Here is a 21,125-nt window from a genome sequence, read left to right on the forward strand (position 1 = left end):
TTCGGGTCCCGCCGGCCTTCACTTGGCGTCGGGACTGTCGATGATCAGGTTCTGGGGTTCCGCAGTGGCGTTCGACAGCGTCGCGCTGCGACCGATCCACTCGCCGCGGGTCGCATCGCCGGCGCGGGAGACCCGGGCCACCAGCTGGACCTGAGGAAACTGCGACAGGCGCAGCTGCGGCATCATCGCGTCGGCATCGCTCAGGCTGACGTCCACCGGCAGGTCGGCCACCGTCAGCCGCTTCGCCGCCAGGGGCATCGGCGGGCCCGACGCGGCCCGGGCGAAGACGAACACGCTGTCGCCTGGTTGCACCTTGCCCTGCAGGTCCGCCGAGAGGGAAACCCGCGCCTTGAGGGTCGGCCCCTCGGCCGCGGCTGACGGTTTCCCGTCATCCACCTGGGCCGTGGCAGCGGTCTCGCCGAGTTTCTCCCGGGCCCGCTCGATACCGCCCTGGATCGAATCCCGGGAGGGGTCCTCGGGCGGCAAGGCCGCCAGCAGGCGTGTCCAGTATTCCACCGCCTGGCGATAATCACCCCGCTCGAAGCCATCGATGCCCATCAGGCCGAGGCTGGTGGCCTCCCGGGGATCGGCCCGCAAGGCTTCCTCCGTGAGCACCCGCACCGGCTCCTCGAAGCGCTTGTTGGCCGCGAAATACAGAGCCTGGGCCCACTGGCCCAGCAGTTCGGGCTGGCGCCCGGCCAGGGCGACCGCACGTTCGTAGGCCTTCGCCGCATCCGCCGGACGCTCCTGGGCCATGTAGGCACGGCCGAGGAAGTACCAGCTATCGGCGGAGTCCGGCTGCACCTGCACCACCCGCTCCAGGCGCGAGGTCATGTCGTCCAGGGAGCGCGGCGCTTCCCGCAGTTCCCGGGCCAGTTCCACCTTGGCGCTGGAGCCCCAGTGCAGGTAAAGGCCGAGGGCGCAGAGCGGCACCAGTAGCGCGGCGAGCAGCGGGACCCAGCGGCCGAGCCGAGCCGTGGCACGGGGCTCGGCGCTGTCGTCGGTATCGGCCAGCAGCTCGCGGGCGGCTTCCGCCAGGCCTGCGTCCAGCCGCTCCGCATCCAGGGTGCCCGCCGCATGCTGGGCACGGAGTTCAGCCTGGCGTTCCTGGTACAGAGCCACATTCAGGGCGGTGCGGTCTTCCTCGACTTGGGCACGGCGGCCGCGTACCGCGGGCAGCGCCAGGAACGCCAGGGCCACCAGCAGCATCAGGCCGGCGGGGAGCCAGAAATCGATCATGGATAAGGGGTATCCCGTTCTTCGTGAGCCAGCAGCGCCGCCAGGCGCGCGCGTTCGTCGTCGTCGAGGCGGGCCGCCGAGGGCGTGCGCTCGACCCGACGCCGACGCACGACGATCACCCCGAGCACCAGCAGGCCCCCCAGCAGCAGGCCGGCCGGCCCGTACCAGAGCAACGCGGTGCGGGCGTTCAGTGGCGGCTTGTAGCGGACGAAGTCACCGTAGCGGGCCACCAGGTAATCGACGATCTGCTGATCGCTCTGGCCGTCCTGCAGCATCCGGTGGATTTCCCGGCGCAGGTCGGCGGCGATCGGCGCGTTGGAGTCGGCGATGTCCTGGTTCTGGCATTTGGGGCAGCGCAGTTCCTTGGTCAGGTCGTGGAAGCGCTCGCGCTCGGCGTCGCTGGAAAAGGTGTAGGTATCGATGGCAGCCCGGGCACCACCCGCCAGCCCGATTCCCAGCAACAGGACGATCAGCAGGCGCCTCATTCGTCCACCAGCCCCTGGTAGAGGGCCGCGATCTGCTCGCGCCAGACACGCTCGTCGATCACGCCGACGTATTTGTGGCGGATCACCCCGTGCTTGTCGATGAGGAAGGTCTCCGGTGCACCGTACACCCCCAGATCCAGCCCCAGGGTGCCCTGGGTGTCGCTGACGTTGAGACGGTAGGGGTTGTGGAACTCCTTCAGCCATTTCTGGGCGGCAGCGGTGTCGTCCTTGTAGTTCACCCCGTAAAGGGTCACGCCCCGGCCGGCCAAGTCGTTGAGGACCGGGTGTTCCACCTTGCAGGCCACACACCAGGTGGCCCAGACGTTCACCAGGGCCGGCCCCTTCAGGTCGGCGACGGTGAAGGTCCGTCCCGGCTCATCCACCGATGGCAGGGAGAACGCCGGCAACGGCTTGCCGATCAGCGCCGAGGGCAGTTCGGCAGGGTCGAGGAACAGGCCGCGGTAAAGGAATACGGCGATCCCCAGGAAGATCGCCAGCGGCAGCAACAGGATCAAACGTTTCAAGAGGCCATCTCCGCCCAGGTCATCGAGGTCAGGCGTTCGCCAGCCCCAGGGTGTCGCGTACGCGGGTCTTGATGCGCAGCCGGTAGCGACGGTCCAGCACCGCCAGCAGGCCGCCACCGCTCATCAGCAGGCCGCCGATCCAGATCCAGCGCACATAAGGCTTCACGTGCACGCGCACCGCCCAGGCCCCGTCATCCAGAGGTTCGCCCAGGGCCACGTAGAGGTCGCGGGTGAAGCCGGCGTCGATGCCCGCTTCGGTCATCATCGAGCGCTGCACGCTGTACAGGCGCTTCTCCGGGTGCAGGACAGCCACCTCGCGGTCGCTCTCGAAGACCCGGATGGTGCCGCGGTCCGAGGTGTAGTTCGGCCCGGTGTGGTGCTTCGCCCCGTCGAAGACGAAGCGATACCCGGCCAGTTCCACCGATTCCCCCGGCGCCATGCGCAGGTCGCGCTCGGCGCTGTACTGGCTGGACAGCACGATACCCAGGGCGCACACGGCGATGCCGGCGTGGGCCAGTTGCATGCCCCAGTAGCTGCGTCCCAAGCCCCGCACACCGGCGATGAAACCCTTGTGTCGGGTCTTGTCCAGCAGGTCGCGGGCACCCGCCAGTACCACCCAGGCGCAGAGCAGGCAGACCGCCAGGACCGCCCAGTGGAAATCCCCCAGGACGAAGGCGCCCAGCGCCCCCAGGGCCACGCTGCCCAGCAGCACCGGCGTGAGCATGCCGGCCAGCCAGGTGAGAGGGGTGTCTTTCCAGCGCACCAGGACGCCAATGGCCAGCACCGCCATCAGCACGGCCATCAGCGGCAGGAACAAGGCGTTGAAGTACGGCGGCCCCACCGACAGCTTGGCGCCGCTCAGGGCATCGAGGATCAGCGGGTACAGGGTGCCCAGCAGGATCATGGAGGCCGCTACCACCAGCACCAGGTTGTTCACCAGCAGCAGGGTTTCCCGCGACCAGAGGGCGAAGCCTACCTGGCTCTTCACCACGGGGGCGCGGATGGCGAACAGCGTCAGGGAGCCGCCCACCACCACCAGCAGGAATGCCAGGATGAACACCCCGCGGGCCGGGTCGGAGGCGAAGGCGTGCACCGAGGTGAGGACCCCGGAACGTACCAGGAAGGTGCCCAGCAGGCTCAGGGAGAACGCGGCGATGGCCAGCAGCACGGTCCAGCTCTTGAACACCCCGCGCTTCTCGGTCACGGCCAGGGAGTGGATCAGCGCGGTGCCCACCAGCCACGGCATGAAGGAGGCATTCTCCACCGGGTCCCAGAACCACCAGCCGCCCCAGCCCAGTTCGTAGTAGGCCCACCAGGAGCCCAGCACGATGCCGACGCCGAGGAAGCCCCAGGCCACCAGCGTCCACGGCCGCGACCAGCGCGCCCAGGCGGCGTCGAGGCGGCCCCCCAGCAACGCGGCGATGGCGAAGGCGAAGGCCACGGAGAAGCCTACGTAACCCATGTAGAGCATCGGCGGGTGGACGATCAGGCCGAAGTCCTGCAGCAGCGGGTTGAGGTCATTGCCGTCCGCCGGGGTCTGGGGCAGCAGGCGGCTGAACGGGTTGGAGGTGATGATGAGGAACAGCAGGAAGCCGGTACTGATCATACCCATCACCGCCAGGACGCGGGCCAGCATCACCTCGGGCAACTGCCGCGAGAAGATCGACACGGCGAAAGTCCAGCCGCCGAGGATGAACGCCCACAGCAGCAACGAGCCCTCGTGGGCGCCCCACACCGCGCTGAGCTTGTAGTACCAGGGCAGCGCGCTGTTGGAGTTGCTCGCCACGTAACCCACCGAGAAATCGTCGGTGAGGAAGGCGTGAGCCAGGCAGGCGAAGGCGAAGGCCAGGAAGGCGAATTGCGCCCAGGCGGCCGGTTGGGCCAGGCCCATCCACTGGCGGTCGCCACGCCAGGCGCCGATCAGCGGCAGGCTGGCCTGCACCACGGCAAAGCACAGGGCGAGGATCAGGGCCAAGTGGCCCAGTTCGGGGACCATACTCAGCCCTCCTTCGTCGGCGGCAGGCGGCCGCTGTCCTTGAGCGCCTTGGTCACTTCCGGCGGCATGTATTTCTCATCGTGCTTGGCCAGCACCTCGTCGGCCACCAGCACGCCGTCGGTGCCCAGCTTGCCCAGGGCGACGATGCCCTGCCCCTCGCGGAACAGGTCGGGCAGGATGCCGCGGTAGCGGATGGTCACTTCCTTGGTGAAGTCGGTGACCACGAACTGCACGTCGAGGGAATCCCCGGAGCGTTTCAGTGACCCCTCCTCCACCATCCCGCCGGCACGGATGCGGGTATCGGTGGGCGCCTCGCCGTTGGCGATCTGGCTCGGCGTGTAGAACAGGTTGATGTTCTGCTGCAAAGCAGACAGCGCCAGGGCCACGGCCACGGCGACCCCGGCGAGGATGCCGAGGACGATGTACAGGCGTTTCTTGCGAACGGCGTTCACGGTGTGTTCTCCCGGCGCAGACGTCGCGCCTCGTCTTGCAGATAACGCCGCCGGGCCAGGACCGGCAGGACGGCGTTGAGGACCAGGACCACGGCGGTGATGCCGTAGGCGGACCAGACGTAGAGGCCATGGTGACCCATGGCGAGGAACTCGGCGAAGGTCGAGAAGCTCATCGCGACGCCTCCACCCGGGCCTTCACCTCGGCCTTGGCCCAGCTGCTGCGGGCTTCCCGGCGCAGCACCTCCAGGCGCATCCGCGCCAGCAGCACGGCGGCGAAGAAACAGTAGAACCCCAGCACCATCACCAGCAGCGGCAGCCACATCTCCATCGGCATCGCCGGCTTCTCGGTGATCTTGAAGGTGGCCGGCTGGTGCAGGGTGTTCCACCACTCCACCGAGTACTTGATGATCGGGATGTTGATCACGCCCACCAGCGCCAGGACCGCGCAGGCCTTGGCCGAGCTGTCGCGGTTGCCGATGGCCTGACCCAGGGCGATCACACCGAAGTACAGGAACAGCAGGATCAGCATCGAGGTGAGCCGCGCGTCCCAGACCCACCAGGCGCCCCAGGTGGGGCGTCCCCACACCGCGCCGGTGAGCAGGGCGATGAAGGTCATCCAGGCGCCGATGGGCGCGGCCTGCTGCAGGGCGACGTCGGCCAGCTTCATCTTCCAGACCAGGCCCACCAGACCGGCCACGGCCAGCATCACGTAGATGGACTGGGCCAGGATCGCCGCCGGCACGTGGATATAGATGATCCGGAAGCTGTTGCCCTGCTGGTAGTCCGGCGGCGCGAAGGCCAGGCCCCAGACGGTGCCGACGACGATCAGCAGCCCGGCTGCCCAGGCCAGGCCCGGCAGCCAGCAGCCGCTGATCTCGTAGAACCATTTGGGCGAGCCCAGCTTGTGAAACCACGTCCAATTCATCAGGTCGATCCGGTCGTTATCATTCGCCGACGCTGATGGTCAGGCCGGCGGCTATCGCAAAGGGTGTCAGGGTCACCGCAAGGGCGGTGAGGCTGGCCAGCCAGAGCAGGTGGCCAACGCTGGGCATTCCCTGCAAGGCCGCCTGCAAGGCCCCGCTGCCGAGGATCAGCACGGGGATGTACAGCGGCAGGATCAGCAGCGCCAGCAACAGGCCGCCCCGCTTGAGCCCGACGGTCAGCGCCGCGCCCACCGCCCCCAGCAGGCTGAGGGTCAGGGTGCCCAGCAACAGCGACAGCAGCAGCACCGGCAGGCAGCGCCCGGGCAAGCCCAGCATCAAGGCCAGCAACGGCGCCAGTACCACCAGCGCCAGACCGGAAAACAGCCAGTGTGCCAGCACCTTGGCCAACACCAGAAGCGGCAGGGGGTGCGGCGAAACGACCCACTGCTCGAGGGAGCCGTCCTCGAAATCGCTGCGGAACAGGCCATCCAGGGACAGCAGCACCGCCAGCAGCGCCGCGACCCACACCAGGCCTGGCGACAGGTTCTGCAACTGCTGGGTCTCCGGCCCTACCGCCAGGGGGAACAGGGCGACGACGATGGCGAAGAACACCAGCGGGTTGGCCACGTCCGCCGGCCGACGGCACAACAACCGGGCCTCGCGGGCGATCAGGAGAATAAACGGCCCGGTCATGCGGCGCGCTGCCCCAGGTCAAGCTCGCGATGGGTGGCAGGGCGTTCCGTCAGATGGTGGTGGGTGGTCAGCACCACCAGGCCGCCTCGCTCGCAATGCCGGACCAGATGACGCTCCAGCTGTGCCACGCCGTGGCGGTCCAGGGCGGTGAAGGGTTCGTCGAGGATCCACAGCGGCGGCACATCCAGGTACAGGCGCGCCAGAGCCACGCGCCGTTGCTGGCCCGCCGACAGGGTATGGCAGGGGACGTCCTCGAAGCCCCGCAGGCCCACCTCGGCCAGGGCGTTCCAGATGACCTCGCGGGAGGCGGGACGGTGCAGCGCGCACAGCCAGGCGAGGTTTTCCTCGGCACTGAGCAGGCCTTTGATCCCGGCGGCGTGACCGATCCACAGCAATTCGTCGGCCAGGGCCGCGCGGCGGACCGGCTGGCCATGCAGGCGCACTTCCCCCATGCTGGGCTGCATCAGCCCGGCGAGCAGGCGCAACAGGCTGGTCTTGCCACTGCCGTTGGGCCCGCTCACCTGAAGCATCTCCCCCGGTTCCAGGCGCACGTCCAGATGCTCGAACAGCAGGCGCCAGTCGCGCTCACAGGCGAGATCCAGGGTTTCGAGGAAGGGAACGCTCACGGCATGGCTATCCAACGAGGCGCGGTGGACAAAGCGGCAGCCGGATCGGCCAGCGCGCTGCACCGCTTACGCATTCAAGTCGGTGGGATGACGGCCGCTATACTGGACAGGTCGACGCGGTCGTCCGGACGGGGCGGCATTATACATGGCATGTCCCGACCCCGAAGCGGGCATTTTCGACAGGTTGTAGCCGGTAATGTCTGAAATCAGCGGAACCCGCCCCCTCCCCCCTAACCTGCCGGCGAACCGCAGCAACGCCGGCGCCGACCTGGCGCTGAAGCTGTTGCAACCGCTGGACGGCCTGCTCGGCCCCGGCCAGAGCGCCAAGGCCGAAGTGGTCGCGGTGCAGGAAACCGCCCAGAGCTTTCAGGTCCTGTTGAAGCTGACCCTGGACAATGGCCGCGAAACCACCGTGGAGGCCGAAAGCCCCCGGGCTTTACCACCGGGCAGCGCGGTGAATGTCACGGCATTGTCGGAGACCCGTCTGGCAGTCATCGCCCAGGCCGGTGCCGGCCTGCCCCTGGAGAGCCTGGACCTCGACCAGGTGCCGGTCGGCACTCTGCTGCAAGGCAAGGTGGTGGCCAGCCAGCAGATGGTCCAGGAGCAGACCCAGAAGACCCTTTTCCGCATCGTTGCCCAATTGCTCAACGGGCCACTCGGTGGCCAGCGCATCGCGATGGACAGCAGCCAGCCGCTGCCCCTGGGGAGCCTGCTCACTGCGCAGGTCCGGGGCGCCCAGTCCCTCCAGTTCATTCCCCTGAGCCTGCAGCTGGATCAGCTAGAGGTCACCCAGCAACTCAGCGGGCAGCAAAGCCGCCAGGGTTCCCTGGACGCCCTGTTCAAGGCGCTGCAAGGGCTGAGCAGCAACCTGCCGGGCGACATGCAGGCATCCCTGGACGACCTGCTGGACGCCCTCCCCGATCTGCAGAAACTGAGCGACCCCTCGGGCCTGTCCAAGGCCATGGGCGACAGCGGGCTATTGCTGGAGGCCAAGCTGCTGGCAGGCCAGACCGGTGCATTGGCCCAGGACCTCAAGGCCAACCTGCTGCGACTGATCGCACAGATGGCGCCCAGCCTGCCCAATGGTGCGGGTTCGCTGCCCGCCGCCGCGAACGTCGCCGCCGCCCTGACCCAGGCGCTGCCAGCCTTCGTCCGCAACGCCCTCGGCGCGCTGGGCCAGAATGGCCTACGCCAGCAAGGCATCACCTTTCCGCTCCCAGCGCGACTGGTGCAAACCCTGGAAAAGGAAGGCGACCTGGAGGGGTTGCTGAAACTGGCCGCGGCTGCGGTGTCGCGGCTGCAGACCCACCAGTTGTCCAGCCTGGCCCAGAGCCAGGTCGGCCCCGACGGCACGGTGCTGACCACTTGGCAACTGGAGCTGCCCATGCGCCAGCATCAGGACATCGTGCCGCTGCAGGTAAAAGTCCAGCGAGAGGAGGACGGCGCCGCCAAGGGCGAGCAACAGGACGCCCTGTGGCGGGTGGAGTTGGCCTTCGACCTGTCGCCCCTGGGGCCCATGCAGGTTCAGGCGCAGTTGCTGCGAGGCAGTGTGTCGAGCCAGATCTGGGCAGAGCGGTCGGATACCGCCACCCTGATCGACGGTGAACTGTCGACCCTGCGGGAACGGCTGCTGGCCGCCGGGCTCGCGGTGGGCGACCTGGACTGTCGCCAGGGTGTTCCGCCCCAGGGCCGGCGTACCGTGCTAGACCACCGCTGGATCGACGAAACCGCATGAGCAGCCAGCCCCCCCGCCAGGCCATCGCCCTGGCCTACGACGGGCAGAACGCCCCGACCCTCAGCGCCAAGGGAGACGATACCCTGGCGGAGGAAATCCTCGCCATCGCCCGGGAATACGAAGTACCGATCTACGAGAACGCGGACCTGGTGCGCTTGCTGGCGAAGCTCGAATTGGGCGATGCGATTCCCGAGGCACTGTATCGCACCCTCGCGGAAATCATCGCGTTCGCCTGGTATCTGAAAGGGAAATGCCCGGAAGGCTTCAGTGCGACCGAACCCGGCGAGCGGGACGTCAGTCCGCCGCCCCTGCCGATGCTGGAGCCGCCGCGCTGAAAAGCCTCAGTGCCGGGCCTGATGCAGCTTGCTGACCAGCTCCGCTTCGGCCTTGGACAGCCCACAGGATTGAGTGAGGTCGTCGACGCTGGCGCCCAGACCCACCAGGCGCGCCGCCTGGGTGAAGGACAGGCTGCTGGGGTCGCGCTGCTCGATCTGGTGCAGCTTGTCCGGCAGCGGCGCGACGACCCGGCGCAGCTCCTGCAATTCTTCGCCCATCCGCACGCTACCGGTCAGGTAGGCATCCAGCCGCTTGGAAAGCTCCTTGAGGCGCTGGTCCCGCAAGGCATCGCGCTCGTGCTGCAGGTGGGCCTGCTGGCGCAGGCTCATGGCCAACCACATGCAGGTACCGCCCAGCGCCACGATGCAGACGAGCGCCAGGCCGATGAGCGCGTACTCCAGCAAGTCAGATGCTCTCCAGCTCGGACCACTCTTCCTCGCTCATCATCTTGTCCAGCTCGACCAGGATCAGCAGTTCGCCATTCTTGTTGCAGACGCCCTGGATGAACTTGGCCGACTCCTCGTTGCCCACGTTGGGCGCAGTCTCTACCTCGGACTGGCGCAGGTAGACCACTTCGGCGACGCTGTCGACGAGTATCCCCACCACCTGCTTGTCCGCTTCGATGATGACGATGCGGGTATTGTCGGTCACAGCCGCCGAGGACAGGCCGAAGCGCTGGCGGGTGTCGATCACCGTGACCACGTTGCCGCGCAGGTTGATGATCCCCAGCACGTAGCTGGGCGCGCCCGGGACCGGCGCGATCTCGGTGTAGCGCAGGACTTCCTGGACCTGCATCACGTTGATGCCATAGGTCTCGTTGTCCAGGCGGAAGGTCACCCATTGCAGAATCGGATCTTCGGAACCCTGTGCGGACGTTTTCTTCATGTTCCCTAGCCTCGTCTAGAACCGCCGTCGCGGCATGCGCGGGGTTGCCCCGTTGTCATCACTATAGAGCCCCCCGGGCGGGCAGGCTCGCTTTCGATCAATTCAGGCTCATGCGCTTGATGGCGCCGCTGGCGATCAGTTCGGCCAGGGCGGATACGTCCAGCAGCGCGCACATGTGTTCGATCACCGTGCCGGCCAGCCAGGGGCGTTGACTGCGCTGGCTGCGCCACTTGACCTCGTTGGGGTCGAGGCGGATCGAACGACTCACCTGATGCACCGCCAGGCCCCATTCGTAGCCCTGCACGGAAATCACGTACTGCAGACCGGCGCGAAAATCGTCGCGGTAGCGGTCGGGCATCACCCAGCGGGCGGTGTCCAGCACCTTGAGGTTGCCCGCCTGGCACGGAAGGATACCGAGGAACCAGTCCGGCTGTCCGAACAACGGGGTGAGCTCCGAGCCCTCCAAGGGGTAGATGGAACCCAGGCACACCAGCGGTACCGCCAGGGTCAGGCCGGCCACGTCGAACAACAGGCACTCGAAGGGCTCGTCGGCCCAGGCGGGTCGCCCATCCTCGCGGACGGCGGCGGGCACGGGCACAGGCGGCGTCTCGACCTGCGTGCCCACGTCGGCGACCGGCTCCACCACCAGTTGCAGCGGCGAGGCGATAGGAATCACCAGCGGAGTAGGTTCCGCGACCCGCGTCTCGATGACCGGGCGCGGCGGCTCCGACCGGCGCTTCCCGACCGGCGCCGGTGCCGGGGCCAGGCGGGCATCGCGGACCTGCTCTTCGAGCACGGCCGCCTCGAACTCGTCGAGACTGATGCTCTGCTGGACGTCCGGCTTCGTGCTCGGCTCGACTTCGCGCTCCACCGGCTTCGGTGCCACGGCCGGCGCAGGCGTCACGGTCTTCGGTTCGGCCACCGGCTCGAACTCGACCGACGCTTCTTGCAACAGCGCGTCCAGGTAGTTCTGCAGCGCGACTTGCGGACGGGTGGCGGTGAGAGTGCGGCTCATGATGAGGACCTGCGAAAAAGAGTCGAACAGCCTATCGGCCGGTCACGGCGCAGCTTGAGCGGACCAGTTCACCACAAGACGGCATTTCAGGCCACCTGCGCGGCGACCTGCTGGTTCAGCAGGTGCTTGAGTAGCGCCCGGTAGGCCAGGACCGCCCGGCTGTTGCCGTCGAAGCGGGACGGCGTCAGGCCCGCCCGGCTGGCATCCCGCAAGCGCGTGTCGATGGGGATGTAGGCCGGCCACAGGTGATCCGGGTAGGTGTCGCGCAGCAGGCGCAGGGTATTCAGCGACGCTTGGGTGCGCCGGTCGAACAGGGTCGGGACGATGGTGTAGGGCAATGCCTGGCGCCGGGAGCGATTGATCATCGCCAGGGTGCTGACCATGCGCTCCAGGCCCTTCACCGCCAAGAACTCCGTCTGCACCGGGATCACCAACTGCTGGCTTGCCGCGAGGGCATTCACCATCAGCACCCCCAGCAGCGGCGGGCTGTCGATGATGGCGTGATCGAAGTCCTGCCAGAGCTGCGCCAGGCTCTTCGACACCACCAGGCCCAGGCCGCTCTGCCCAGGCGACTGGCGCTCCAGGGTGGCCAGCGCGGTGCTCGACGGCAAAAGGGCGATGCGCTCGTGGCTGGTCTCCCGCAGCAACTGCTGCGGCAAGCCATCGGGCACCGCGCCCTGATGCAGGAACAGGTCGAAGCTGCTGTGTTCAAGCGAATCCGGATCATGGCCGAAATAGCTGGTCATCGACCCATGGGGATCGAGGTCCACCACCACCACCCGCTTGCCGGAATCGGCCAGCAGGCCGGCCAGCGCGATGGACGTAGTGGTCTTGCCGACCCCGCCTTTCTGATTGGCTACTGCCCAGACTCTCATCGTTCACTTCCTCCCGGCCGCGCCGTGGCGACCGAGACCTGGCGTCCGCCCCTCAGGGAGCAGACGACGGAGAATTGACGGCACCTTCTGCCGGTGCCGGCCCCGCCGAGGCCGGTGCAGGTTGCGTGCCAGCGCGCTTGAGCGCGGCATCCGGCTGGGCATGGGCGCTTCCTACTCCACTGACACTGCGGCGGACTTCAAGGTTGCGGGAAATCACCAGGACCACTCGGCGATTCTTGGCCCGGCCCTCAGGCGTGCCATTATCCGCCACCGGCTGGAACTCGCCATAGCCTACCGCGGCCAGGCGTCCCGGGTTGACGCCGTACATCGACAGCAGCCTGACAATGCTCGCCGAGCGCGCCGCCGATAGCTCCCAGTTGCTGGGGTACTGGGAAGTCTTGATCGGCAGGTTGTCGGTGAAGCCTTCTACGTGGATGGGATTCTCGAAAGGCGCCAGGATCTTGGCGACCTTCTCGATGATGGAAAAAGCGGCGTTGGTGGGGATGGCGTCGCCACTGGGGAACAGCAGGCTGGAACTCAGCTCGATCTCCACCCACAGCTCGTTGCCGCGGATGGTGAGCTGGTCGCTCATGATCATGTCGCCGAAGGCGTCGCGCACGCTGGAGGCGATCTTCTCCAGGGGGTCGGCGCCCGGTTCGTCGATGGCCGATTGGGTCTGCTCGTTGTCCTCCACCAGGGAACGGTCCGGCTCGGTGGTCCGTGGTCGCTCGTCTCCCACCGGGATCGGCTTGATGGAGCGCTGTGGCTCGCTGAACACCCCCACCAGGCTCTCGGACAGCACTTTGTACTTGCCTTCGTTGATGGAGGAAATCGAATACATCACCACGAAGAACGCGAACAGCAGGGTGATGAAGTCGGCATAGGAGACCAGCCAACGCTCGTGGTTCTCGTGTTCTTCTTCGCGACGCCGGCGAGCCATGGTCAGTCCATGAAGCCTTGCAGCTTCAACTCGATGGAGCGCGGGTTCTCGCCTTCGGCGATGGACAGGATGCCTTCCAGCAGCATCTCCCGATACCGCGACTGACGCATGACGATGGCCTTGAGCTTGTTGCCCATCGGCAACAACAGCAGGTTGGCGAAGCTCACGCCGTAGATGGTGGCGACGAAGGCGACGGCAATGCCGCTGCCCAGCTGGCTCGGGTCGGCCAGGTTGCCCATCACATGGATCAGGCCCATCACCGCCCCGATGATGCCGATGGTGGGCGCGTAGCCCCCCATGCTCTCGAACACCTTGGCGGCCTGGATGTCACGACTTTCCTGCGTGTAGAGATCGACTTCGAGGATGCTGCGAATGGCTTCCGGCTCGGCACCATCCACCAGTAACTGCAGGCCCTTGCGTGCATAGCTGTCCGGCTCGGCATCCGCCACGGACTCCAGGCCCAGCAGGCCCTCCTTGCGCGCGGTCAGGCTCCAGCCCACGACCCGCGCGATACCGCCGGCGAGATCCACCGCGGGAGGAAAGAAGATCCAGCGCAGCACGGTCAGCGCCCGCTTGAACACGTTCATCGGCATCTGCAGGAAGGCAGCCGCCAGGGTCCCGCCAATGACGATCAAGGCTGCCGGGCCATTCAACAACGCCCCGGCGTGTCCGCCTTCGAGATAATTGCCGCCAACGATGGCGACGAACGCAAGGATCAACCCGATAAGGCTGAGTACATCCATCAGACGCAGGCCTCGGACAGGTGCCTGCCGATGTCATCGAGCCCATAGACCGCATCGGCGAGGTTGGCTTTCACGACCGCCATGGGCATGCCGTAGATTACGCAGCTGGCTTCGTCCTGGGCCCACACCTGGCTGCCGCCCTGCTTGAGCAGGCGGGCGCCCTCGCGTCCGTCGGCCCCCATGCCGGTGAGCACCACCGCCAGGACCTTATCGTTGAACGACTTGGCGGCCGAGCCGAAGGTGATGTCCACGCAGGGCTTGTAGTTCAGGCGCTCGTCGCCCGGCAGAATCTTCACCACGCCACGCGGGTCGATCATCATCTGCTTGCCACCCGGGGCCAGCAACGCCAGCCCGGGGCGCAGCACGTCGCCGTCCGCCGCTTCCTTCACGGAAATCCGGCACAGCTTGTCCAGGCGCTCGGCGAAGGCTTTGGTGAACGCCGCGGGCATGTGCTGGATCAGCACGATGGGAGACGGGAAATTGGCTGGCAGCTGGGTCAGTACCCGCTGAAGGGCGACCGGCCCGCCGGTAGACGTCCCGATGGCCACCAGCTTGTAGGACTTGCGCTTCGGAGCTGCACTGATACTGGCGCCGGACGAAGCGGAAGGCGTCGGCGCGGGACGTGCCGGGGCCGGCGAGGCGGCCGGGGCGTGGCTGGTCGCTGCAGGCGGGGGCGTCGGCGTGCTGAACCGGCGGTTGCTGCGGGCAATGGTATGGACCTTCTCGCACAGCAGCGCCCGCACCCGGTCCGGGTTGCGGGAGATGTCGTCGAAATTCTTCGGCAGGTAGTCCACCGCCCCGGCATCCAGGGCATCCAGGGTCACCCGCGCACCTTCGTGGGTGAGGGACGAGAACATCAGCACCGGCGTCGGACAGCGCTGCATGATGTTCCGTACCGCCGTGATGCCGTCCATCATCGGCATCTCGTAGTCCATGGTGATGACGTCCGGCTTGAGCGTCATCGCCTGGTCGATGGCTTCGCGGCCGTTGGTCGCGGTGCCGACCACGGTGATGTTGGGATCCGCGGAAAGGATTTCCGATACGCGGCGGCGGAAGAAACCCGAATCGTCCACCACCAGAACCTTGACTGGCATACACACTCCTAGGCGGCCGGCTCCCCGAGCCGGCCGTTAACGATCAGACCCGACGCGCGTAACGCTTGAGCATGCTCGGCACGTCGAGAATCAGCGCGATGCGCCCGTCGCCGGTGATGGTGGCGCCGGACATTCCCGGAGTGCCCTGCAGCATCTTGCCCAAGGGCTTGATCACCACCTCTTCCTGCCCCACCAGCTGGTCGACCACGAAGCCGATGCGCTGGGTCCCCACCGAGAGGATCACCACGTGGCCCTCGCCCTGTTCCTCGTAGGCCGCGTCGCGGACCAGCCAGCGCTTGAGGTAGAACAACGGCAGCGCCTTGTCCCGGACGATCACCACTTCCTGGCCGTCCACCACGTTGGTCCGGGACAGGTCGAGGTGGAAGATCTCGTTGACGTTGACCAGCGGGAACGCGAAGGCCTGGTTGCCCAGCATCACCATCAGCGTCGGCATGATCGCCAGGGTCAACGGTACCTTGATGACGATCTTCGACCCCTGGCCCTTGACCGAGAACACGTTCACCGTGCCGTTCAGTTGGGAGATCTTGGTCTTCACCACGTCCATGCCGACACCACGGCCGGACACGTCGGAAATCTCGGTCTTGGTGGAAAAACCCGGGGCGAAGATCAGGTTGTAGCTTTCCAGATCGGTCAGGCGGTCCGCCGCGTCCTTGTCCAGCAGGCCCTTTTCCACGGCCTTGGCGCGCAGGATGTTGGCGTCCATTCCCTTGCCGTCGTCGGTGATCATCAGCAGGATGTGGTCACCCTCCTGCTCCGCCGACAGCACGACCCGGCCAGTACGCGACTTACCCACCGCCTCGCGTTCCTCGGGTGTCTCGATGCCGTGGTCGACGGCATTGCGCACCAAGTGGACCAGCGGGTCGGCGAGCGCCTCCACCAGGTTCTTGTCGAGGTCGGTTTCCTCGCCCACCAGCTCGAGGTTGATTTCTTTCTTCAGGTTGCGCGCCAGGTCACGGACCAGACGCGGGAAGCGGCCGAAGACTTTCTTGATCGGCTGCATCCGGGTCTTCATCACCGAGGTCTGCAGATCGGCCGTCACCACATCCAGGTTAGAGACCGCCTTGGCCATGGCCTCGTCGCCGCTGTTCAACCCCAGGCGGACCAGGCGGTTCCGCACCAGCACCAGCTCGCCGACCATGTTCATGATCTCGTCGAGGCGCGCGGTATCCACCCGGACGGTGGTTTCCGTGTCGCTCGCGGCTGCCTTGTCACCGGCGGGATGCGCGGCCGGCGCAGCGGCGGGTTTCGCAGCAGTGGCAGCAGGAGCGGGCGCAGGCACCGGGGCAGCGGCGCGTACCGGTGCGGCCGGCTTGGCCGGAGCCACGGGTGCCGGAGCTGGCGCAGGCGGTGCCACCGCCGCTGGCTTGCCCTTGCCATGCAATTGGTCCAGCAGGGCCTCGAACTCATCCTCGGTGATGGTATCGCTCGACGCCGAGGGGGTCCCGGGTGTTGGAGCGGCAGGTGCAGGCGCCGGCGCGGCCACGGGTGCGGCCTCTGCAGCGAACTTGCCCTTGCCGTGCAACTGGTCCAGCAACGCTTCGAATTCGTCGTCGGTGATGTCGTCGCTGGCGTTTTCCGCGGCAGGTGCCGCGGAAGGGGCCGGCTCGGGAGCAGCGGCCGGACCGGAGAACTGGCCCTTGCCGTGCAATTGATCCAGCAAGGCCTCGAATTCGTCGTCGGTGATCTCATCCCCGCCACCCTCAGCCGGGGCCTGCACCGCGGGAACCGCGGAAGGCTGGTCGCCCAGGGCGTCGAGAAGCTGTTCGAACTCGCTGTCGGTGATGTCGTTGGAAGCACCCACGGTGGGCGCAGCCTGGACCGGCGCGGGTTGTGGCTCGGGTTCGGGAATTGGTTCGGGCGCGGGGGCAGGCTCGGCGCCCGCTGGCTCGGCCAGGCGCGCCAGGGCCGCCAGCAATTCGGGCGAGGCCGGAGTGGGTTCGGCTCGCTCGCGCACCTGGCTGAACATGCCGTTAACGGCATCCAGCGCTTCCAGCACCACGTCCATCAGCTCGGCGTCCACGCGACGCTCGCCCTTGCGGAGGACGTCGAACACGTTTTCCGCGATGTGGCAGCACTCCACCAGCTCGTTGAGCTGGAGGAAGCCCGCCCCGCCCTTCACCGTGTGGAAGCCACGGAAAATCGCGTTGAGCAGGTCCATGTCATCCGGTCGGCTTTCCAGCTCTACCAGTTGCTCGGACAACTGCTCGAGGATCTCGCCGGCCTCTACCAGGAAATCCTGGAGGATTTCTTCATCGGCGCCGAAGCTCATGTGCGTGCTCCCCTAGAACCCAAGGCTGGATAACAGATCGTCGACATCGTCCTGGCCGGAAACCACGTCTTCGCGCGTGTCGGCATGGATTTGCGGACCCTCGCCGTGGGACGGCCCCTGCTGCATTTCTTGTTCGACGCGCAACTGCTCGTGGTCATGCTGGATACCGGCGAAACGATCGACCTGGCTGGCCATGAGGACCAGCTTGAGCAGATTGCTTTCCACTTCCGTGACGAGCTTGGTCACCCGTTTGATCACCTGCCCCGTGAGGTCCTGGTAGTCCTGGGCCAGGAGGATATCGTTCAGCCTAGCGGAAAGTTGTTCACTGTCGCGTTGACTGCGGGCAAAGAATTGCTCCACGCGCTTGGCCAGGTCGCGGAACGCGTCGGGCCCCAGTTCGCGGCGCATGAAGCGGCCCCAGTCTTCGCTGAGGGCGCGGGCTTCCTCGACGATGCCGCTCACCAGGGGCGCGCTTTCCTCCACCAAGTCCATGGTGCGGTTGGCCGCGTTCTCGGTCATCTTCACCACGTACGCCAGGCGATCGGTCGCGTCGCTGATCTGCGAGATCTCGCTGGCATGGGGTAGACGGGGATCGAGCTGGAAGTTGACGATCGCGTTGTGCAGTTCCCGCGTCAGCTTGCCCACCTCTTGGTAGAGCCCGCGGTCGCGTGCTTGATTGAGTTCATGAATGAGTTGCACCGCCTCGCCGAAATTGCCTTTTTCCAGGCTGTCGACCAGTTGGCGGGCATGGACTTTCAGGGTCGACTCGAAGTCGCCCGGTTGCGAATCGTTTTGCACCATAGCGCCCTCACCGGAGACATCAGCCGTTTACCCGCTCGAAGATCTTCTCGATCTTCTCTTTAAGCACCTGGGCGGTGAACGGCTTGACCACATAGCCATTCACCCCGGCTTGTGCCGCCTCGATGATCTGGTCGCGCTTGGCCTCGGCGGTAACCATCAGCACCGGCAGGCTCTTCAGGCGCTCGTCGGCGCGTACCGCGCGCAGCAGGTCGATGCCGGTCATACCGGGCATGTTCCAGTCGGTAACGAGGAAATCGAAGTTACCGCTGTGCAGCATCGGCAACGCGCTGGTGCCGTCATCGGCCTCGGCGGTATTGGTGAAACCCAAATCGCGCAAGAGGTTCTTGATGATCCGTCGCATCGTCGAGAAATCGTCAACGATGAGGATTTTCATGTTCTTGTCCAAGTCGACCTCCGTACAGTCCTAAACGCACTCATTATCTGACTGCGCCGATCAATCGTGAAACCGGTCGTGCCCATTCAGCTCGCGCGCCACTCGCTCAGGCGTACGCGCAGGCGAGCCGCGCACTGGCTGTGCAACTGGCTGACCCGCGACTCGCTGACCCCCAGCACTTCACCGATTTCCTTGAGATTCAGCTCTTCGTCGTAATACAGCGACAACACCAGCCGCTCGCGTTCAGGCAGGTTGGCGATGGCGTCAGCCAGCGCCGCCTGGAAACGGTCGTCTTCCAGATCGCGTGATGGCTCGAGGTGGGTGATTCCGCTGTCTTCGTGAACGCCGCCGTGCTCGCCGTCCTGCAGCAGGTCGTCGAAGCTGAACAGCTTGCTGCCCAACGTGTCGCTCAGAATGCCGTAGTAATCCTCGAGACTCAATTTAAGTTCGGCGGCAACCTCATGATCTTTAGCATCCCGGCCGGTGCGCGCCTCCACCGCCCGGATGGCATCGCTGACCATGCGGCTGTTGCGATGGACCGAACGGGGCGCCCAGTCGCCCTTGCGCACCTCGTCCAGCATGGCGCCGCGGATGCGGATGCCGGCATAGGTCTCGAAGCTGGCGCCCTTGCTGCCGTCGTACTTCTTCGAGGCTTCCAGCAAGCCGATCATGCCTGCCTGCATCAGGTCCTCCACCTGCACGCTGGCAGGCAGCCGCGCCAGCAGGTGGTAAGCGATGCGCTTGACCAGCGGCGCATGACGCTCGATCAGTTGGTGTTGTGAGTCCTGCGCCCGGGCCTTGTTGTACATAAGGTGTCCATTGGCTGCTGTCATACCGCCGTTCCCGCGGCCGGTTGCTGCACCAGACGCTCGACGAAGAACTCCAGGTGGCCGCGCGGGTTGGCCGGGAGGGGCCAACTGTCGACCTTCTGGGCGATCGCCTTGAACGCCAGTGCGCACTTCGAGCGCGGAAATGCTTCATAGACCGCCCGCTGCTTCTGCACCGCCTTGCGCACTGATTCGTCATACGGCACCGCACCGACGTACTGGAGCGCGACGTCATCGAGGAAACGGTCGGTCACCTTGGTGAGCTTAGCAAACAGATTGCGCCCCTCCTGGGGGCTGTGCGCCATGTTCGCCAGTACCCGGAAGCGATTCATGCCGTAGTCGCGGTTGAGCAGCTTGATCAGGGCATAGGCATCAGTGATGGACGTGGGCTCGTCGCACACCACCACGATCACTTCCTGGGCAGCGCGGACGAAGCTGACCACCGCGTCGCCGATGCCGGCCGCGGTGTCGATGACCAGCACGTCGAGGTTCTCGCTGATGTCGCTGAACGCCTGGATGAGGCCGGCGTGCTGCATGGGCGAAAGCTGCACCATGCTCTGGGTGCCGGAGGCCGCCGGCACGATGCGGACGCCGCCCGGGCCCTGGATCAACACATCGCGCAGGTCGCAGGCGCCGTCGATGACGTCGGCCAGGGTCCGCTTGGGGCTCAGGCCGAGCAGCACGTCGACGTTCGCCAGCCCGAGGTCGGCGTCGAGCAACATGACGCGGCGACCGAGATCGGCCAGCGCCAGGGACAGGTTGACGGACACGTTGGTCTTGCCGACGCCGCCCTTGCCGCCGGTCACTGCGATCACCTGTACGGGATGCACACTACCCATGGTTCTACACACCTTGTAACGTCGACTGGCCTGTTGGCTCATTGAGCCCCTTCGTCATGAAAGGGCGGGATCGTTCATCCGACACGCCGTGCCGACTTTTCGTACAAACCGGCGAACAGATCGGCCATGGCGTCCTCGCTCGGTTCCTCCGGGGTCTGCAGGCTCACCGCCCGGCTGACCAGTTGATGACTGCGCGGCACGTGCAGGTCGTCCGGAATCCGCGGACCATCCGCCATATAGGCTACCGGCAGGTGCTGGCTCATGGCCAGAGCCAGCGCTTCGCCGAGGCTGGCCGCCTCGTCCAGCTTGGTCAGGATGCAGCCGGCAAGGCCACACCGCTTGTAACTATGGTAGGCGGCCTTGAGCACTTGGCTCTGGCTGGTGGTGGCCAAAACCAGATAATTCTTCGCTTTGACACCGCGAGCGGCCAAGCTTTCCAACTGCATGCGCAACGCCGGATCGCTGGCGGGCAGGCCCGCGGTGTCGATCAGTACCACGCGCTTGCGGGCCAGGGGCGCCAGCGCCTGGGTCAGGGAAGCACCCGGATCGACCGGCGTGACCGAGACATTGAGGATGCGGCCCAGGGTCTTGAGCTGCTCCTGGGCGCCGATGCGGTAGCTGTCCATGCTGACCAGGGCGATGTTCTGCGCACCGTACTTGAGGACATAACGGGCCGCGAGCTTGGCCAGGGTGGTGGTCTTGCCCATGCCGGCCGGGCCGACCAGGGCGATCACTCCGCCCTCCTCCAGCGGCTCCTGGTCCGGCGTCTGGATCGCCCGGGCCAGATGGGCCAGCAGCATGCGCCAGGCCGCCTTGGGATCTTCGATGCCGTTCACCCGGTCCAGCAGCAGGCGCGACAGGTCGGCGGGAAGCCCCATGCGCTGCAGGCGACGCCACAGGCCGGCTTCCTGGGGCCGGCGGTTGCGCACCTGCCCCCAGGCGATGGAGCCCAGTTGCACCTCGATCAGCTCCCGCAGGCCGAGCAGCTCGCTGCGCATGGCATCCAGGGCGCGCTGGTCGACGGACGGTTCGCTGGCGGCGACCGGTGCCACCGGCGCGCGCTGCTGGCGCAGCACGGCGGCCAGGCTGTCCGGCGGCGTACGCTCATCGGCGGCGCCGAACAATTGACGATCCTTGGCCGCGGGCGCCTGGGTGCGCTGGCTGAGTTCCGCCTTGGCACCGGCGATCTTCGCCTGAGTCTTACGCAGCTCGGCTTCCAGGGCCGGGTTCGGGCGCTGCTTGGCAGCGACCGGAGCGGCCTCCGGGTAGTCCAGCGCGGCGGTCAGTTCCACGCCGCCGGCAACCCGGCGGTTGCCGATGATGGCCGCGTCCGCGCCCAACTCGTCGCGGACCAGCTTCATGGCTTGACGCATATCGGCGGCAAAGAAGCGTTTGACTTGCATGGCCTGGAAC

General features: G+C 66.5%; 24 protein-coding genes. 2 read left to right on the forward strand and 22 right to left on the reverse strand.

From position 1 onward, the window contains the following. Nucleotides 1-18 precede the first annotated feature (18 nt). The 9 genes from ccmI to ccmA are packed head-to-tail and all read right to left on the reverse strand — an operon-like array spanning nt 19 to nt 6,938. Complete coding sequence (gene ccmI / locus FM069_RS12750) at nt 19-1,239, reverse strand: c-type cytochrome biogenesis protein CcmI (protein WP_143488734.1); 1,221 nt, start codon at nt 1,237-1,239, stop codon at nt 19-21. Next, nucleotides 1,236-1,724, reverse strand: coding sequence for a cytochrome c-type biogenesis protein (locus FM069_RS12755; protein ID WP_143488735.1), 489 nt, complete (start codon nt 1,722-1,724; stop codon nt 1,236-1,238). Before FM069_RS12755 ends, ccmI begins: the two co-directional genes overlap by 4 nt. Continuing rightward, nucleotides 1,721-2,248, reverse strand: a complete 528-nt coding sequence (locus tag FM069_RS12760; protein ID WP_143488736.1) for a DsbE family thiol:disulfide interchange protein — start codon at nt 2,246-2,248, stop codon at nt 1,721-1,723. The genes FM069_RS12755 and FM069_RS12760 overlap by 4 nt, the downstream gene beginning before the upstream one ends. Nucleotides 2,249-2,276: 28 nt before the next feature. Then, on the reverse strand, nt 2,277-4,244 hold the full coding sequence (locus tag FM069_RS12765; protein ID WP_143488737.1) for a heme lyase CcmF/NrfE family subunit: 1,968 nt from the start codon (nt 4,242-4,244) through the stop codon (nt 2,277-2,279). Between the two features lie 2 nt (nt 4,245-4,246). After that, the gene (ccmE, locus tag FM069_RS12770; RefSeq protein WP_143488738.1) at nt 4,247-4,696 is read right to left on the reverse strand and encodes a cytochrome c maturation protein CcmE; all 450 of its coding nucleotides are present in this window, start codon (nt 4,694-4,696) and stop codon (nt 4,247-4,249) included. After that, a complete protein-coding gene (gene ccmD, locus FM069_RS12775; RefSeq protein ID WP_143488739.1) occupies nt 4,693-4,869 on the reverse strand; it encodes a heme exporter protein CcmD in 177 nt (58 codons plus the stop codon). Before ccmD ends, ccmE begins: the two co-directional genes overlap by 4 nt. Further along, on the reverse strand, nt 4,866-5,624 hold the full coding sequence (locus FM069_RS12780; protein WP_143488740.1) for a heme ABC transporter permease: 759 nt from the start codon (nt 5,622-5,624) through the stop codon (nt 4,866-4,868). Before FM069_RS12780 ends, ccmD begins: the two co-directional genes overlap by 4 nt. 16 nt (nt 5,625-5,640) lie before the next feature. After that, a complete protein-coding gene (ccmB, locus tag FM069_RS12785) occupies nt 5,641-6,312 on the reverse strand; it encodes a heme exporter protein CcmB (RefSeq protein ID WP_143488741.1) in 672 nt (223 codons plus the stop codon). Continuing rightward, complete coding sequence (gene ccmA / locus FM069_RS12790; RefSeq protein WP_143488742.1) at nt 6,309-6,938, reverse strand: cytochrome c biogenesis heme-transporting ATPase CcmA; 630 nt, start codon at nt 6,936-6,938, stop codon at nt 6,309-6,311. The genes ccmB and ccmA overlap by 4 nt, the downstream gene beginning before the upstream one ends. Before the next feature lie 196 nt (nt 6,939-7,134). On the opposite strand from ccmA, the gene fliK reads away from it, so the two are divergent. Further along, on the forward strand, nt 7,135-8,673 hold the full coding sequence (gene fliK, locus FM069_RS12795; RefSeq protein WP_143488743.1) for a flagellar hook-length control protein FliK: 1,539 nt from the start codon (nt 7,135-7,137) through the stop codon (nt 8,671-8,673). After that, on the forward strand, nt 8,670-9,008 hold the full coding sequence (locus tag FM069_RS12800) for an EscU/YscU/HrcU family type III secretion system export apparatus switch protein (RefSeq protein WP_143488744.1): 339 nt from the start codon (nt 8,670-8,672) through the stop codon (nt 9,006-9,008). The genes fliK and FM069_RS12800 overlap by 4 nt, the downstream gene beginning before the upstream one ends. Before the next feature lie 6 nt (nt 9,009-9,014). Here the strand turns inward: FM069_RS12800 and FM069_RS12805 are convergent, their stop codons facing one another. From FM069_RS12805 to flhF, 13 genes are all read right to left on the reverse strand, one after another. Next, complete coding sequence (locus FM069_RS12805) at nt 9,015-9,413, reverse strand: DUF2802 domain-containing protein (protein WP_143488745.1); 399 nt, start codon at nt 9,411-9,413, stop codon at nt 9,015-9,017. A gap of 1 nt (nt 9,414) precedes the next feature. Next, a complete protein-coding gene (locus FM069_RS12810; RefSeq protein WP_143488746.1) occupies nt 9,415-9,894 on the reverse strand; it encodes a chemotaxis protein CheW in 480 nt (159 codons plus the stop codon). Nucleotides 9,895-9,991: 97 nt separating this feature from the next. Further along, nucleotides 9,992-10,909: a CheW domain-containing protein gene (locus FM069_RS12815; RefSeq protein ID WP_143488747.1), complete on the reverse strand. Its 918-nt coding sequence runs from the start codon at nt 10,907-10,909 to the stop codon at nt 9,992-9,994. Nucleotides 10,910-10,995: 86 nt separating this feature from the next. Then, the gene (locus FM069_RS12820; RefSeq protein ID WP_143488748.1) at nt 10,996-11,784 is read right to left on the reverse strand and encodes a ParA family protein; all 789 of its coding nucleotides are present in this window, start codon (nt 11,782-11,784) and stop codon (nt 10,996-10,998) included. A 52-nt stretch (nt 11,785-11,836) separates the two neighbouring features. Then, entirely contained in the window at nt 11,837-12,724 is an 888-nt protein-coding gene (gene motD / locus FM069_RS12825) for a flagellar motor protein MotD (RefSeq protein WP_143488749.1), read from the reverse strand. 2 nt (nt 12,725-12,726) lie between these two features. After that, a complete protein-coding gene (locus tag FM069_RS12830) occupies nt 12,727-13,467 on the reverse strand; it encodes a flagellar motor protein (RefSeq protein ID WP_143488750.1) in 741 nt (246 codons plus the stop codon). After that, a complete protein-coding gene (locus tag FM069_RS12835; RefSeq protein ID WP_143488751.1) occupies nt 13,467-14,561 on the reverse strand; it encodes a protein-glutamate methylesterase/protein-glutamine glutaminase in 1,095 nt (364 codons plus the stop codon). Before FM069_RS12835 ends, FM069_RS12830 begins: the two co-directional genes overlap by 1 nt. A gap of 43 nt (nt 14,562-14,604) precedes the next feature. Then, nucleotides 14,605-16,851 (reverse strand): chemotaxis protein CheA, encoded by a 2,247-nt coding sequence (locus tag FM069_RS12840; protein WP_143488752.1) that lies wholly within the window; start codon nt 16,849-16,851, stop codon nt 14,605-14,607. 12 nt (nt 16,852-16,863) lie between these two features. Beyond that, complete coding sequence (locus tag FM069_RS12845) at nt 16,864-17,652, reverse strand: protein phosphatase CheZ (protein ID WP_143488753.1); 789 nt, start codon at nt 17,650-17,652, stop codon at nt 16,864-16,866. 19 nt (nt 17,653-17,671) lie between these two features. Continuing rightward, nucleotides 17,672-18,046 carry a chemotaxis response regulator CheY gene (locus FM069_RS12850; protein ID WP_178106732.1) on the reverse strand — a complete coding sequence of 125 codons (375 nt, stop codon included), beginning with the start codon at nt 18,044-18,046 and terminating at the stop codon, nt 17,672-17,674. Between the two features lie 86 nt (nt 18,047-18,132). Beyond that, a complete protein-coding gene (gene fliA / locus FM069_RS12855) occupies nt 18,133-18,879 on the reverse strand; it encodes an RNA polymerase sigma factor FliA (RefSeq protein WP_143488755.1) in 747 nt (248 codons plus the stop codon). Next, the gene (gene fleN, locus FM069_RS12860) at nt 18,876-19,754 is read right to left on the reverse strand and encodes a flagellar synthesis regulator FleN (protein WP_407681583.1); all 879 of its coding nucleotides are present in this window, start codon (nt 19,752-19,754) and stop codon (nt 18,876-18,878) included. Before fleN ends, fliA begins: the two co-directional genes overlap by 4 nt. Before the next feature lie 32 nt (nt 19,755-19,786). Further along, a complete protein-coding gene (flhF, locus tag FM069_RS12865) occupies nt 19,787-21,115 on the reverse strand; it encodes a flagellar biosynthesis protein FlhF (RefSeq protein ID WP_143488756.1) in 1,329 nt (442 codons plus the stop codon). Nucleotides 21,116-21,125: the final 10 nt, after the last annotated feature.

This window comes from Pseudomonas mangiferae, assembly GCF_007109405.1.
Lineage (GTDB): Bacteria > Pseudomonadota > Gammaproteobacteria > Pseudomonadales > Pseudomonadaceae > Pseudomonas_T > Pseudomonas_T mangiferae.